This is a genomic window from Streptomyces sp. NPDC046759 (genome assembly GCF_040645475.1).
Classification (GTDB): Bacteria; Actinomycetota; Actinomycetes; order Streptomycetales; family Streptomycetaceae; genus Streptomyces.
In genome coordinates this window covers 1-14658 of sequence record NZ_JBEYYJ010000026.1, presented here as the reverse complement: position 1 = coordinate 14658, position 14658 = coordinate 1, and the positions used below count along the sequence as shown (strand labels likewise).

Here is a 14658-nt window from a genome sequence, read left to right as displayed (position 1 = left end):
ACGGCCGCCGCCGTCGTCGAGGCGGACGCGGAAGCGGAAGCCGAGGCCAAGCCCCGCCGCACCCGCAAGAAGGCCGCCGCCGCACCGGAGACGACCGAGGCACCCGAAGCCAAGCCGCGCCGCACCCGCAAGACGGCCGCTGCCGTCGTCGAGGCGGACGCGGACGCGGACACCGAGGTGGCCGTGCCCAAGGTGCGGCGGACGCGCAAGGCGGCCGTCGCCGCCGAGATTCCGGCGCAGGCCACCGACGAGCCGGAGGCCAAGCCGCGGCGCCGCACCCGTAAGACCGCGGCGGCCGTCGAGGTCGCCGAAGGCTGATCGGCACGCTTCGGCACACCGTCACCGACGGCCCGGTCCACTCCGGTGGACCGGGCCGTCGCGTTTGCGTTCCAGCCCGCACCCGTCCCCCGCAGCCGTGGCGCTCGCGGCCCCGTACCCGCCCCGTGCCCTTGGCCGTACGGCCACGTCCCCGTGTCCGCACGGTTCTCCCCCGCCCGATAGCCTCTCCCCATGAGCAGGCCCGCCACCTTCGTCCCGCCGCCCGGTGCCCGGGCGTACCCGCTGCGGACCGCCCGCGGTGAGTTCGCCGTCGTCGACGCTCCCGTGGCCGACGGCATCGAGCCCCGCGGGATCGCGCTGTTGCTGGCGGGGTTCACCGGCAGCAAGGAGGACTTCAATCCGCTGCACGCGCCTCTCGCGGCGCGTGGATACCGGACGGTGGCCGTCGACGGGCGCGGGCAGTACGAGTCGGACGGGCCCGAGAACGACGAATCCGCGTACGCACAGCAGGAGCTGGCGCGGGACGTGCTGGCACAGGCCGAGGCGCTGGGTCAGCCGGTGCATCTGCTGGGGCACTCCCTCGGCGGGCAGATCTCGCGCGCTGCCGTGCTGCTCGACCACACGCCTTTCCGCTCGCTGACCCTCATGTCCTCCGGCCCCGCCCAGATCTCGGAACCCCAGCAGCAGCGCGTGAAGTTGCTGCGGGACGCGCTCGCGGTGATGAGCATGGCGGAGGTGTGGGACGCGATGCGGGCCATGGAGACGCCCGAGGAGACCGAAACGGCGGCGCTGGACGGCGGTCTCGACGACCGGGACGACCTCCGGCGCCGCTGGCTGGGCACCAAACCCGCCCAACTCGTCGCCACCGGACGTCAGTTGTGCACGGAGCCGGACCGCGTCGCGGAACTGGCCGCCCTGCCGCTGCCGTTCCACGTCCTGTCCGGCGCCCAGGACGACACGTGGCCGCTGCCCCTGCTGGACGACATGGCGGTACGGCTGGCCGCACGGCGCACGGTGATCGAGACCGCCGAGCACTCCCCCAACACCGACCAGCCCCTCGCCACGGCCCGCGCGATCGCCGGCTTCTGGGACGCGGCCGTCTGAAGCCGGGGCTGCCCGCGGACGGCCGGCGCCCCGTCCCCGCAAGAGCAGCGCTAGTACTGCGTCTGCAGATGCTCCCAGAATCCGTCTCTGAGGGCGCGGCGGAGGTCGGCCTGGCCGCGCAGGGAGTACTGGAGCAGGCCCTCGGCCTCGACCAGGAGGTCCTGGTCGACGGAGCCGGGCAGGTAGGGGTGGCCGGGGAGGAGTTCCACCAGGGATGCACGGCCCCGCGCGGCCAGCCACTTCGCCGCGATCTGGGCACCGACGAAGCGGACGTCGTCGCGGGTGGGGCGGGCACCGGCGGTGGCCTCGAAGACGGCGGCGGTGCGGCGGGAGACGTACGGCTTGAAGAATTCCAGGTCGAGGGTGCGCTGGCTGTCGACCTCCCACAGCAGCGGCTCGGCCTGGTTGCGGCCCTCGGGTGCCTCGATGCCCCACAGATGGACGCGGGCGCCGTAGCCCTGCGCCGCCTCGACCGCGGAGACCAGGTCCTCGTCGCCGCCGAGCAGGGCCGCGTCGCTGATCGCGCGGTGCCGTGCCAGTGATTCCAGGTCGCTGCGGATCAGCGAATCGACGCCCTTCTGCTGGTTGTTCGCGTTGAGGTTGCCCAGCCGGACCTTGACGTCGGGCAGTTCGGCGATGGACTGCTGCTCGGCGGTGTGGATGCGGCGGCGGGCGCCGTCGTACCAGTAGACGCGCAACAGCCGGCTGTCCGCGAAGACCGAGCGGGCCCGGTCGATCAGGGCCTCGATCAGGCCCTCGGCGTCCAGGTCGAAGGCCCGGCGGTCCTCCGTCCCCGCGACCAGTCGGCCCGCTGCCGCGTACAGGTAACCCGCGTCGACGAAGATCGCGTGGGTGGAGGGCGTCTTCGCCACCTCGGCGAGCATGCGTTCCAGCAGCTCGTTCGTGCGGTCGATGCGGGCGCCCAGGGCCGCCAGGTCGTCGTTCATCGCCTCCATTGTCCCGGCCGTCACGCTGCGAACACAACCGGTCCCGGTCGGTCCGGCGTACTCGGCTCACCGGTCAGTAATTAGACGTTCGAAAAATTTCCTTAGCGTAGGGAATGTTTGCACCGGACAGCACGTTGACTCAGTGCGAGACCGGATACACATCCGGCGCACAAGCAGTTCTCCGCAGGAGGATGACCAGACGAAGGGAGAAGCCCATGCGCTTCGAAATCATGCGACTCGACGAGGTCGACGGCACCACCGTGGACAGCACCGTCGTGGACGCCGCCTCCGTCAACAGGATCGTTCAGCAGGCCGCCGCCATCGGACAGCGCCTGTGGATCCGCCCGGCCGAGGCCCAGGCCTCGTAACGCGCACACAACGCGCACGCGCGGCGCGTCACTCAAGCTTTCCGGGGGAGCCGAACCGACGAGGGGTCAGCTCCCCCGGATCACCTGAGTGATCCCGTTGATGATCTGCTGCACGGCGATCGCGGAGAGCATCATGCCCGCGAGCCGCGTCACCAGGACGACGCCGCCGTCTCTGATGACCCGGATGATCAGCAGCGAGTAGCGCATCACCAGCCACAGCACGACATGGATCGCGAGGATCGCGGACCACACCGAGATCTGCGTGGCCACACTGTCGGCCCTCTGCACGGCCAGGATCACCGACACGATCGCACCGGGACCCGCCAGCAGCGGCATCCCCAGCGGCACCAGCGCCACGTTCACGTCCTTGGTCTGCTTCGGCTCGTCGGTCTTGCCGGTGAGCAGGTCCAGCGCGATCAGCAGAAGCAGCAGACCGCCCGCGATCATCAGCGCGGGGACGGAGACGTGCAGGTAGTCGAGGATCTGGTGGCCCAGCACGCCGAAGGTGGCGATGACCCCGCCGGCCACGCAGACGGCCTGGAAGGCCATCCGCTTCTGCACCTTGGCCGGGCGCCCGGCGGTCAGTGCGAGGAAGATCGGGGTGATCCCTGGGGGATCCATGATGACGAAGAGGGTCAGGAACAGGGAGCCGAAGACGGCGATGTCGAACATGGGGATGCAGCAGGCCTTGCGGAAAGAAGTGATACGGGCGTGAGTCGGTGAACCGGTCCGGCATCCGAAGAGACGGTCCGGCCCCGGTGAGGTGAGGCGGCTCGAGTGAGGCCCTCGGGTGAGGCGGTCCGGGCGGTCCGGGTGAGGCGGTCCGGCCTCAGGCCCCGCCGGTCCCCGGCACGGGAAACGCCCCGGTGGCCCGCCGCGTGATCTCGCCGTACACCTCGGGGTCGGTCGTGTACGCACCCAAGGTCACGGTCTTGCGGCTGCCGTGGTAGTCCGAGGAGCCCGTGACCAGCAGGTCCAGGTCCTTCGCCAGGCCTCGCAGCCGGTCGCGCGCGTCGGCGTCGTGGTCCATGTGGTCGACCTCGATGCCGTCCAGGCCGGCTTCGGCCAGCTGAGCGATACGGGCCTCAGGGACCGTACGCCCGCGCTTGGCCGCGGCCGGGTGCGCGAACACACAGACGCCACCGGCGTTCTTGACCAGCCGGATCGCCTCGAAGGGGTCCGTCTCGTGCTTCTCGACGAAGGCCCGGCCGCCGTCGGCCAGCCACTCCTCGGTGAACGCGTCGCTCACCGTGGGTACGACGCCCAGCTCGACCAGCGCCGTGGCGACATGCGGGCGCCCCACGGAACCGCCGACCGCGATCCGCTCGACCTGCGCCCAGGTGACCGGCACACCCAGCGCGTTCAGCTTGGCGATCATGCCCTTGGCCCGCGGCACCCGGTCGTCCCGCACCAGCTCACGCTCGGCGAGCAGGGCGGGCTCCGCGGGATCGAAGAGGTAGGCCAGCATGTGCATGGAGATGCCGTCGACACGGCAGGACAGCTCGGCGCCGGTGACCAGGGTCAGGCCCTCGGGCAGCGCGGCGATCGCCCCGGCGTACCCGCGGGTGGTGTCGTGGTCGGTCAGCGCGACGACGTCCAGCCCGGCAACGGCGGCATGGCGCACCAGCTCGGCGGGGGTGTCCGTACCGTCGGAGGCCGTGGAGTGACAGTGCAGGTCGATGCGCACGGAAACTCCAGACGGTGACGGCTACGGGCGGGGGACACCTAAGGATAGCGGTGTTTCGGAGCCCCACTGTCACACCCGAACACCGCAAGCACCCTTTACCGCACCGACCCGAGGGGCGCGGTGAACCGCGCGAGCGACCACGAAACACCGCACCCGCCGCCGCACAGGACCACCACCGCGGTGGGCGTCACGGCCGGAGCAAGCGTGGTGACAACGCCCCGAAGGGCACCAGATCCAGCTCCGCCCCCGCGTCCCGCAGATCCGTCAGCACCAGCTCGTCGTACATGAGCAGGCCGGACTGTTCGGGCCACATCACCGCCCACAGCCACATCCCGAGCGCCTCGCCGGCGAAGACCGCACGGTCGTCGGGGGTGCGGTAGACGTGCCAGAGCGGGGTCGGCCGGCCTGCGGCCAGGACCTTGGCCTCGGGCGGCTTCTCGATGTTCATGTACGACCCCGGATCCGGGCCGTCGATGCCCGCGTACCGCGCGCCGAGGCCCACGCCCAGTTCCTCGGCGACCAGGATGAGCTCACCCGGACCGCCGAGCGGGCCGGGTCCGGAGCAGGCGACGACGGTCGCGCGGCCGCCGCTGCGGTCGTCACCCGCGTAGGCCACGCCCGTGAAGAGCCAGCCGACCGGCAGCGGCCAGGGCATCCACAGCGGGACGTGCGTGCGGTGCACGACGGCAGCGAGGGCCTCGACGCTGGGCGGGATCACGGGCTGAAGCGGATACACCGTGCCGTGCACATCGCACTGCCACGCATCGGCGAAGAGGCCGGGCGCCCTGACCCGGCCACCGCACCTCGGGCAACTGGGTTCGCCCCTCATAGGGCTCCACGGTCCTACCCCCGCCCGCCCACGTCAAGGACGATCACCCGTCCGGCCGGAACCCTCTCCGGGCAGAACTAGTTGCTGTTTGCATTAATTAGATGTCCTAACTTACTGGCCGGCTTGGTCTCCAGCCGCATCGGCGGCCGCAGGACCCTGTTGTCCGGCCTCGCCCTCGTGGTCGTGTTCGCCGGTCTCGCCGGCACCTCGGACAGCGTCGGCCGGCTGGTCGCCTTCCGGGCCGGCTGGGGCCTCGGCAACGCGCTCTTCGTCTCCACCGCCCTCGCCGTCATCGTCGGCGCGGCGGCCGGCGGCAGCGCGGCGGCGATCCTGCTGTACGAGTCCGCGCTCGGCCTCGGCATGGCCTGCGGCCCACTGCTCGGCGCGACCCTCGGCAACATCAGCTGGCGCTACCCCTTCTTCGGGACGGCCACGCTGATGGCGATCGGCTTCCTGTGCATCACGGCGTTCCTGAAGGAGCAACCGAAGCCGGCCCGCAAGACCTCGGTGCTCGACCCGATCCGGGCGCTCGGCCACGGCGGCCTGGCCCCGGCGGCGGTCTCGGCGTTCTTCTACAACTACACGTTCTTCACGGTGCTGGCCTTCACGCCGTTCGTGCTGGACATGACCCCGTACCGGGCCGGCGCGGTGTTCTTCGGCTGGGGCGCGCTGCTCGCGGTCTTCTCGGTGATCGTGGCGCCACGCATGCAGAAGCGGTTCGGCTCGCTGAAGGCGCTCGGCGGCTCGCTGGTATTGCTCGCCGTGGACGTGCCGGCCCTCGGCTACGGCGACCACACCACCGCGATCGTCTGCACGGTTCTGTCCGGCGCGTTCATCGGCGTGAACAACACCGTCTACACGGAGCCGGCCCTCGGTGTGTCGGACGCGCCGCGCCCGGTGGCGAGCGCGGGCTACAACTTCGTCCGCTGGTTCGCGGCCGCCGACGCGCCCTACTTCGCGCCGAAGATCGAGGAGTGGAGCGACATCCACATCCCCTTCGTGGTCGCCGCGGTCACCGCGGTGCTGGGCGCGGCCGTGGTCGTCGTACGGCGCCGGGCCCTCGCCCACGAGGCGGAGGCACTGGCCGAGGACGGGGCCGGCGTCCTCGCCAACTGACCGGTGCCGGCCCTGCCTCGGTGAGATCGATCACTGACGGATCAGCCGAGCGGGACGGACCTGCGGGACGGATCCCTCAGGTCCGTCCCGTTCGCCAGCCAGCGCTCCTGGAGGGCCTGGGCGCCGTGCACCCGCTTCCAGGCGGCCTCGTTCGAGGTCATCGGCAGCAGGGGCAGGAACCGTACGGGCTCCATCGGGTCGTCCAGCTCCAGGTCCTCCACCAGGCCGCCGGGCTCACCCACCAGGACCGAGGTGAAGGGGGCGCCGGGCCACAGCGGCTCCCCGGTGTCCAGGGAGGCTCCCGGGGTCACGATCAGACCCTCCACCTGCGGGGAGGCGGCCAGTACGGCGAGCGGGCGGAGCACCTTGTCGGTGTCGGCGAGGCCCGCGCGGACGGAGAGGACCAGCTCGGCACGGGGGCCCCTGACCGGATCGGCGAGCGTCGCGGTCGGGTCGGCCATGGGGTGCGCGGACATGCCGAGGGTGGCGTACCGCAGGACGTCGCCCTCCTGGAACCGGAGCACCTCGATGCGGTCCGTGCCGAGGAAGGTGACGGCGGCGCGCCCGTCCGGTTCGCCCAGCGCGGTGGTCAACCGTGCCTCGACCAGAGGAAGAACATCAACCATGCGGCGAGCATAGAACTCGTCAGCAGCGGGCAAAGCGGCGCCTTGACACATGGGGCGGCTGCTACGCTGAGCCGGTGGTTCGGGACAGCACGCAGAAGCGTCGCTATCGAGTCCCGACGCCGATGAGACTCCCTTACGAGGGACCGGCCGGAGGAGGTGGGGCTGTCATGGATCGAAGTCGACCGTGCAGTACCACTCGCTCTTCCGCCCGCTGATGTAGTCACTGGCTGTTTCTCTGGCTGGCTGCTGCCACCTTCCCGTGCGCGTCGCCCATCGGAAGAGCACTCGTTTCGCTTTGCCTGATCCGTCTGATCGACCGATCTGCCCGATCCGCATCAGTTCTGCATCAGTAGCGAAGTCGCCCCGCAACGGTGCGGTGCTCCCCGCTTTGTGGACGTGCCAAACATCCTCCCTTGCCCCAAGGGCGGAGACGCCTTGTCAGGACGTCCCCATTCCGGGTAGTTCCACCCGTCGCCGGCGGTCTTTCGTTGCCTGTCGCGAAGGAGCCTGCCCATGTCGATGATCCGCGACCTGCGCGCCGTGGTCCGTCCGTCCCGCGTCCCGCTGCGCAAGGACACGGGGACGTCGTCGTACGACACCACCCGTGACCCCGCCACGCCCTCGGCCGTCGTGGACTGCGCCGTCTACCGGGACGGTGCCCGCGTCGCCAGCGCCAAGCCGCTCAGCCCGCACGAGGCGATGCGGCTGGTGCGGCGCGACGGCGGCTTCGTGTGGATCGGTCTGCACGAGCCGACCGAGGCCGAATTCGCCGGTATCGCCGGCGAGTTCGGGCTCCACCCGCTGGCCGTGGAGGACGCGGTGCAGGCGCACCAGCGGCCCAAGCTGGAGCGGTACGACGACTCGCTCTTCACGGTCTTCAAGACCATCCACTACGTCGAGCACGACCGGCTGACCGCCAACAGCGAGGTCGTGGAGACCGGCGAGGTCATGTGCTTCACCGGCCGGGACTTCTTCATCACCGTCCGGCACGGCGGCCAGGGATCCCTGCGCGCGCTGCGCCACCACCTCCAGGACGACCCGGAGCTGCTGGCCAAGGGTCCCTCGGCGGTGCTGCACGCCATCGCCGACCACGTGGTGGACGGTTACATCGCGGTCGCCGACGCGGTGCAGGACGACATCGACGAGGTGGAGACCGAGGTCTTCTCGCCGGGCCGGGGCGGGGTCTCCCGCGGTGTGGACTCGGCGCGGATCTACCAACTCAAGCGCGAGGTAATGGAGTTCAAGCGCGCGGTGGCCCCGCTGCTGCGGCCGATGCAGCTGCTGAGCGAGCGGCCGATGCGGCTGATCGACCCGGACATCCAGAAGTACTTCCGGGACGTCGCCGACCACCTCGCCCGGGTCCAGGAGCAGGTGCTGGGCTTCGACGAACTCCTCAACTCCATCCTCCAGGCCAACCTCGCGCAGGCGTCCGTCGCGCAGAACGAGGACATGCGCAAGATCACCGCCTGGGCCGCGATCATCGCCGTGCCGACGATGGTGTGCGGTGTCTACGGCATGAACTTCAAGTACATGCCGGAGCTGCACTGGAAGTTCGGCTACCCGGTGATCATGGGCATCACGGTCGTCATCTGTCTCGGCATCCACCGCACGCTGAAGCGCAACGGCTGGCTGTGAGCGGGCGCTGGATAGGCTGGGCGCATGACAAGCGAGCTGCTCGACCGGGCCCTCATCGAGGAGGCCTCGAAGAAGTCCGGCCTGATCTGGGTCAGGGGCGCGGATGCCTCGGCCGCGCGTGCGCTGTGGCACGTGTGGCACGAGGGCGCGGTGTGCCTGGTCGGCGACGGGCCCGGGGAGCAGCCGCTTCAGGGGCTGGTCGACGGGGGCACCGCCGAGGTGACCGTGCGCAGCAAGGACAAGGGCGGCCGGCTGGTGACGTTCGCCGCGACGGTGGCCGAGCTGCCCGCCGGCTCCGCGGAGTGGGAGGCGGCCGTAGCCGAGCTGAAGGGAAAGCGGCTGAACGCCCCCGACGGCGAGGAGATGCCGGCCCGCTGGTCCCGCGAGTGCAGGGTGCTGCGCCTGGCTCCGGCCGGGTCGGTGGCGCCGTTGCCCGACAGCAGCTTGGCCGAGCCTCCGGTTCCGACTCCGGCGACCACGCGGAGACCGGTACCCGCGGGTCTGCCGAAACTTCTCGCCAAGCGCCGCAAACGACGGCGATGACGGCGTCCCGCTCGAACTAGGACGTCGGCAGCTGCCGGCCGTAATCCACCGTCTCACCCTTCGCAGGGCCGGCCACGGTGAAGTCCTTACCCCAGTCGGAGAAGCTGAGGGTCCCCGCGCCGCCGGCGCGGACCAGGCGCAAGGGATACGGCTGCCCCTGCAGGGAGACGTCCAGTGTGCCGCCGGAGCCCTTGTCGCCGGTGATGCGGATGGTGGGGGTACCCGCGTCGTCGTGGTGGCCGTCCGTGGCCAGCGCGCCGTGCAGGGTGAGCAGTCCGTCGAGGAGGACGTCCTTGTCCGTGAAGCCGCTGAACTTCTTGTACGCGGGGTCGTCCTGCGGCACCTTCACGTACTTGCCGTTCAGCTTCCCGCCCGCGCCCTCGCCGCCGTCGTTGCCGCCGGCCTGGTTCCAGAAGTCCGCGTCGGCCTTCAGATACAGCTGCTTCCCGACCCGCAGCAACTTGAAGGTCGCCCCCTTCGAGGTCACCGACCCGGTGCCGCCGTCGGCCTTCAGCCGCATGTCCAACTGGTACGTCCGGCCGCTGGTGACCACGGTCCCGGACAGCCGTACCGCCGGTGCCCCCTGGGCGGCCGCCCGGGTCTTCGCCTGGATGGTGGCGGCGGGCAGTTTGCCCACGCCGTTCGTCCCCGCGTCCGGGTCGCCGTCGCACCCGCTCAGCACCGCCGTCCCCGTCACGGCGCAGGCGCAGATCGCGGTCACCAGCGCGGCCCGGCGGGTACGGCCCTGGGGAATCGCAGTCACAGGTGGGGTCGCCTCTCTGAGGGTTCCTGAGCGGTGGACCGCAGCGTACCGGTGCCCCGGCCACTCGGCGGAGTCGGTCCGTCCGGACCCCCCACCAGGGCGTATCCGACCGGTACGGGCTAGCCTGAAGCGCACCCGAGCGGGCAAATCCGAGCAATTCACAAAGAAAGCGGAACACCCGAGCAAAGGGCGATTCCCAGGCCACGTCAGCAGAGGAAGCAGAGCCATGGCAGCCGGCGCCCCCCGGATCTTCGTCTCGCACCTCGCGGGGGTCCCCGTCTTCGATCCGAGCGGCGACCAGGTCGGCCGCGTACGCGACCTGGTCGTGATGCTGCGTGTGGGCCGCAGGCCCCCGCGGGTGCTGGGACTGGTCGTCGAACTGGCCACCCGGCGCCGTATCTTCCTGCCCATGACCCGGGTCACCGGCGTCGAGTCGGGGCAGGTCATCATCACCGGCGTGATGAACGTCCGGCGTTTCGAGCAGCGGCCCACCGAACGCCTGGTCTTCGGCGAACTGCTGGACCGCCGCGTGACCCTGGTGGAGACCGGCGAGCAGGTCACCGTCCTCGACGTGTCCGTGCAGCAGCTGCCCGCCCGCCGGGACTGGGAGGTCGACCGCGTCTTCGTCCGCAAGGGCAGGAAGGGCGGCGCGTTCCGGCGGGCCAAGGGCGAGACGCTGACCGCCGAGTGGTCGGCCGTCACCGGCTTCTCGCTGGAGGAGCAAGGGCAGGGCGCCGAGAGCCTGCTGGCCACCTTCGAGCAGTTGCGCCCCGCCGACCTCGCCAACGTCCTGCACCACCTCTCCGCCAAGCGGCGCGCCGAGGTCGCCGCCGCCCTGGACGACGACCGGCTGGCCGACGTGCTCGAAGAGCTCCCGGAGGACGACCAGATCGAGATCCTCGGCAAACTGAAGGAGGAGCGCGCGGCGGACGTCCTGGAGGCCATGGACCCCGACGACGCGGCCGACCTGCTGTCCGAGCTGCCCGAGGCGGACAAGGAGCGGCTGCTGAGCCTGATGCAGCCCGCCGACGCGGCCGACATGCGGCGCCTGATGTCGTACGAGGAGCACACGGCCGGCGGTCTGATGACCACCGAGCCGATCGTGCTGCGCCCGGACGCCACGGTCGCCGACGCACTCGCCCGGGTCCGCAACCCCGACCTCTCCCCCGCGCTCGCCGCCCAGGTCTACGTCTGCCGCCCGCCCGACGAGACCCCGACCGGCAAGTACCTGGGCACGGTGCACTTCCAGCGGCTGCTGCGCGACCCCCCGTACACCCTGGTCAGCTCGCTCGTCGACGACGACCTGCAGACCCTGGCGCCGGACGCCGCGCTGCCCGTCATCGCCGGTTTCTTCGCCACGTACGACATGGTGGCGGCACCCGTGGTCGACGAGTCCGGGTCGTTGCTGGGCGCGGTGACCGTGGACGACGTACTGGACCACATGCTCCCGGAGGACTGGCGGGAGACCGAGTTCCACCTGGACGAGGGAGAGGGGGCGGCCGCACATGGCTCCTGAGCGAGAGAGCACCCGTGAGCGCACCCCGGCCGGCGCCACGGCCGCGGGCCGGCCCCGTGCGCCGCGCCTGGACCAGCCGCGCCCGCCGCGCCGCCGGGTGCTGCCCGAGTGGGATCCGGAGGCCTTCGGCCGGCTGTCGGAGAAGATCGCGCGCTTCCTGGGAACGGGACGCTTCATCGTCTGGATGACGGCCGTCATCATCGTGTGGGTGCTGTGGAACATCGCCGCGCCGCGCCACCTGCGCTTCGACGAATACCCCTTCATCTTCCTCACCCTGGCGCTGTCCCTGCAGGCCTCCTACGCGGCCCCGCTGATCCTGCTCGCGCAGAACCGGCAGGACGACCGCGACCGGGTCAACCTGGAGCAGGACCGCAAGCAGAACGAGCGGTCCATCGCCGACACCGAGTACCTGACGCGGGAGATCGCCGCGCTGCGCATGGGCCTGGGCGAGGTCGCGACCCGCGACTGGATCCGCTCGGAGCTGCAGGACATGGTCAAGGAGCTGGAGCACCGACGGCATCACGATGGGCATGTCGTATTCCCGGCGGAACGGTCAGATCGTTCCCCGGGACGTGACACAGACGACCGCTGAGGGGCATCCCGGACGCCCCTCGGCGCGCCGTACCATCGTCCTTATGGCTACGGAAGACGCGGTGCATGAGGCACTGGCGACGGTGAACGACCCCGAGATCAACCGACCCATCACCGAACTGGGGATGGTCAAATCGGTGGAGATCGGGGATGACGGCGCGGTCGCGGTCACCGTGTACCTGACGGTCTCAGGCTGCCCGATGCGCGACACGATCACCCAGCGCGTCACCGAGGCGGTCTCCCGGGTCGAGGGCGTCACCCGCGTCGACGTCACGCTCGACGTGATGAGCGACGAGCAGCGCAAGGAGCTTGCGGCCGCCCTGCGCGGCGGCCAGGCCGAGCGTGAGGTCCCGTTCGCCAAGCCCGGCAACCTCACCCGCGTCTACGCGGTCGCCTCCGGCAAGGGCGGCGTCGGCAAGTCCTCGGTGACGGTGAACCTGGCGGCCGCCATGGCCGCCGACGGCCTCAAGGTGGGCGTCGTCGACGCCGACATCTACGGCCACAGCGTGCCGCGGATGCTGGGCGCGGACGGCCGTCCCACCCAGGTCGAGAACATGATCATGCCGCCGTCCGCGAACGGCGTGAAGGTCATCTCCATCGGCATGTTCACTCCGGGCAACGCCCCGGTCGTCTGGCGCGGCCCGATGCTCCACCGCGCCCTCCAGCAGTTCCTGGCGGACGTGTACTGGGGCGACCTCGACGTCCTGCTCCTGGACCTGCCGCCCGGCACCGGTGACATCGCGATCTCCGTCGCCCAGCTGATCCCGAACGCCGAGATCCTGGTCGTGACGACGCCTCAGCAGGCGGCGGCCGAGGTCGCCGAGCGCGCGGGCTCCATCGCCGTACAGACCCACCAGAAGATCGTCGGCGTGGTCGAGAACATGTCCGGCCTGCCCTGCCCGCACTGCGGCGAGATGGTCGACGTCTTCGGCACGGGCGGCGGCCAGCTGGTCGCCGACGGCCTGACCCGCACCACCGGTACGACGGTCCCGGTCCTCGGCAACATCCCGATCGACGTCCGTCTGCGCGAGGGCGGCGACGAGGGCAAGCCGGTGGTCCTGACCGACCCCGACTCCCCGGCGGGCAGCGCACTGAAGGCGATCGCCGGAAAGCTGGGCGGCCGGCAGCGGGGCCTGTCGGGCCTGTCGCTGGGGATCACGCCGAAGAACAAGTTCTGACATCGCCGTCTGCGATCTGCGGCTCCGTCCTTGGTCGACCGTTTGACCAGCGGCGGAGCCGTTGTGTCTGTCCTTGTTCGCCCCCGACGGGGGCCAGCGTGTCAGGGGGCACCGACGTTGCCTCGGAGGCATCCTGGAGACACTGGTGATCGCGGGGCAGCCGACGAGTAGGGGTCCGGTCATGCGGGAGTCGTCGCAGGGCGTCACGGCCGTGACTCTCCTGGCGGATCCGGACACACCGACGGAGATCGCGCAGCGCATGGCCCGGGTGCTGCCTGCTCGGCTCGCCGACAGGTCAGGCCAGAGACGACGGTTCGACGTCGAGGTGGTCAGTGAACCCTTCACCGCAGGGACCGAGGACCTGTCCACGTTGACGCGCCGGATCATGGACCGCGGGCGTGCGGAAAGTTGGGACATCGTCGTGGCCCTCACCGACCTTCCGCTGCACTCGCACGGGCGCAAGCTCGTGGTGGATCTGAGTCATGAACACGGGCTGGCGCTGCTGTCCCTTCCCTCGCTGGGGGGCCTGCGTTTTGAGACAAGGGCCCTGCGGGCGGTGGAAGAGGCCGTTCTCAGCTTGGCGAGTCCGCGAGCCACTGGGGCTGAGGAACCCCCGCAGCGTCAGCCGCCGTTGGGACGTTTCACCAGTCGTCTTGCGCCCGTTCACCCTGGCCCGATCGGTGAGGAGGAGTGCGCTGATCTCCGGTACGTCGTCAGCGGACCGCGCGGTTACCTGAGGGTGCTCTTCGGTATGGTCCGCGCCAACCAGCCGTGGCGGCTGGTACCGGGTCTGTCGAAAGCCCTGGCGGCCGCACTCGCCACGGGCGCGGTCGCCACCGTGGACTCCACCCTCTGGAGCCTGTCCGCGGGCCTGAGTACGCCGCGCCTCGTGATCGCCATGGTCGGGTCTGTCGCGCTCATGATCGGCTGGCTGATCGTGGACGCGCACCTGTGGCATCGAACGGATGAGGTTTCGCCGGAGGCGAGGAAGAGGGCGGTTCTCTACAACGCCTCGACGGTCGTCACCGTCGGCATCGGGGTGATCGTCTGCTACGCGGGTTTGCTGGTCATCAACTTCGTGTGGGCGCTCTTCATCCTCAACGGCCGAGTCTTCGCCTCCATGACACGAACCCCGCTGCACGCCACGGAATACTGGACGCTGCCCTGGTTCGTCGCTTCGATCGCCACGGTGGGCGGCGCGCTGGGATCGGGCCTGGAGAGCGACGAGGCGATCCGGGCAGCCGCCTACTCCAAGCGCGAACAGGAACGTCGCCGCATGCTCGAGGACGACGGTGACCAGCTGGTGACCTGAGTCGGAGATGCGTCTTCGGTCGGTGGCCGTTCGGGTGCGAAAAATCGGCTTATCGATCGATAAAGGGTCGTTTCGCCTCGGGGCCTGACGGGGACCCGCACGGCACGCCGCCGGAGCGCCGAAGCTCCGCCTGGCGGGCCGGCGGCAGAACCACCGTTCCATCC

General features: G+C 70.5%; 14 protein-coding genes and 2 pseudogenes. 10 read left to right on the top strand and 6 right to left on the bottom strand.

The features are described 5' to 3' along the window. Together ABZ919_RS29890 and ABZ919_RS29885 are read left to right on the top strand one after the other, a co-directional pair. A pseudogene (locus tag ABZ919_RS29890) lies at nt 1-318 on the top strand (ATP-dependent helicase); the annotation flags it as partial. Nucleotides 319-510: 192 nt separating this feature from the next. Further along, a complete protein-coding gene (locus ABZ919_RS29885; protein WP_361253673.1) occupies nt 511-1383 on the top strand; it encodes an alpha/beta fold hydrolase in 873 nt (290 codons plus the stop codon). A 50-nt stretch (nt 1384-1433) separates the two neighbouring features. Here the strand turns inward: ABZ919_RS29885 and ABZ919_RS29880 are convergent, their stop codons facing one another. Continuing rightward, on the bottom strand, nt 1434-2339 hold the full coding sequence (locus ABZ919_RS29880) for an NYN domain-containing protein (protein WP_361253880.1): 906 nt from the start codon (nt 2337-2339) through the stop codon (nt 1434-1436). A gap of 206 nt (nt 2340-2545) precedes the next feature. On the opposite strand from ABZ919_RS29880, the gene ABZ919_RS29875 reads away from it, so the two are divergent. Further along, nucleotides 2546-2698, top strand: a complete 153-nt coding sequence (locus ABZ919_RS29875) for a hypothetical protein (protein WP_351608354.1) — start codon at nt 2546-2548, stop codon at nt 2696-2698. 66 nt (nt 2699-2764) lie between these two features. Here the strand turns inward: ABZ919_RS29875 and ABZ919_RS29870 are convergent, their stop codons facing one another. The 3 genes from ABZ919_RS29870 to ABZ919_RS29860 all read right to left on the bottom strand — a co-directional run bounded on the left by ABZ919_RS29870 (nt 2765) and on the right by ABZ919_RS29860 (nt 5214). Beyond that, on the bottom strand, nt 2765-3370 hold the full coding sequence (locus ABZ919_RS29870; RefSeq protein WP_361253671.1) for a MarC family protein: 606 nt from the start codon (nt 3368-3370) through the stop codon (nt 2765-2767). A gap of 157 nt (nt 3371-3527) precedes the next feature. Then, nucleotides 3528-4385 (bottom strand): PHP domain-containing protein, encoded by an 858-nt coding sequence (locus ABZ919_RS29865; protein WP_361253669.1) that lies wholly within the window; start codon nt 4383-4385, stop codon nt 3528-3530. Between the two features lie 187 nt (nt 4386-4572). Beyond that, on the bottom strand, nt 4573-5214 hold the full coding sequence (locus ABZ919_RS29860) for a DUF6758 family protein (protein WP_361253667.1): 642 nt from the start codon (nt 5212-5214) through the stop codon (nt 4573-4575). Nucleotides 5215-5325: 111 nt separating this feature from the next. Here ABZ919_RS29860 and ABZ919_RS29855 point away from each other — a divergent pair. Then, nucleotides 5326-6330: pseudogene (locus ABZ919_RS29855) on the top strand (MFS transporter); the annotation flags it as partial. A gap of 41 nt (nt 6331-6371) precedes the next feature. On the opposite strand, the gene ABZ919_RS29850 reads toward ABZ919_RS29855, so the two are convergent. Then, nucleotides 6372-6956: a suppressor of fused domain protein gene (locus ABZ919_RS29850; protein ID WP_361253665.1), complete on the bottom strand. Its 585-nt coding sequence runs from the start codon at nt 6954-6956 to the stop codon at nt 6372-6374. Nucleotides 6957-7469: 513 nt separating this feature from the next. On the opposite strand from ABZ919_RS29850, the gene ABZ919_RS29845 reads away from it, so the two are divergent. Together ABZ919_RS29845 and ABZ919_RS29840 are read left to right on the top strand one after the other, a co-directional pair. Beyond that, nucleotides 7470-8591 (top strand): magnesium and cobalt transport protein CorA, encoded by a 1122-nt coding sequence (locus ABZ919_RS29845; protein ID WP_361253663.1) that lies wholly within the window; start codon nt 7470-7472, stop codon nt 8589-8591. Between the two features lie 24 nt (nt 8592-8615). Then, the gene (locus tag ABZ919_RS29840; RefSeq protein ID WP_361253662.1) at nt 8616-9134 is read left to right on the top strand and encodes a hypothetical protein; all 519 of its coding nucleotides are present in this window, start codon (nt 8616-8618) and stop codon (nt 9132-9134) included. 16 nt (nt 9135-9150) lie between these two features. Here the strand turns inward: ABZ919_RS29840 and ABZ919_RS29835 are convergent, their stop codons facing one another. Continuing rightward, nucleotides 9151-9897: a hypothetical protein gene (locus ABZ919_RS29835; protein ID WP_361253660.1), complete on the bottom strand. Its 747-nt coding sequence runs from the start codon at nt 9895-9897 to the stop codon at nt 9151-9153. A gap of 226 nt (nt 9898-10123) precedes the next feature. On the opposite strand from ABZ919_RS29835, the gene ABZ919_RS29830 reads away from it, so the two are divergent. The 4 genes from ABZ919_RS29830 (at nt 10124) to ABZ919_RS29815 (ending at nt 14494) form a co-directional block, all read left to right on the top strand. Continuing rightward, a complete protein-coding gene (locus ABZ919_RS29830; RefSeq protein ID WP_361253658.1) occupies nt 10124-11413 on the top strand; it encodes a CBS domain-containing protein in 1290 nt (429 codons plus the stop codon). Continuing rightward, nucleotides 11403-12005, top strand: a complete 603-nt coding sequence (locus ABZ919_RS29825) for a DUF1003 domain-containing protein (protein WP_361253656.1) — start codon at nt 11403-11405, stop codon at nt 12003-12005. Before ABZ919_RS29830 ends, ABZ919_RS29825 begins: the two co-directional genes overlap by 11 nt. 43 nt (nt 12006-12048) lie before the next feature. Beyond that, complete coding sequence (locus ABZ919_RS29820; RefSeq protein WP_361253654.1) at nt 12049-13182, top strand: Mrp/NBP35 family ATP-binding protein; 1134 nt, start codon at nt 12049-12051, stop codon at nt 13180-13182. Nucleotides 13183-13363: 181 nt separating this feature from the next. After that, nucleotides 13364-14494 (top strand): hypothetical protein, encoded by a 1131-nt coding sequence (locus ABZ919_RS29815; RefSeq protein WP_361253878.1) that lies wholly within the window; start codon nt 13364-13366, stop codon nt 14492-14494. Nucleotides 14495-14658 lie beyond the last annotated feature (164 nt).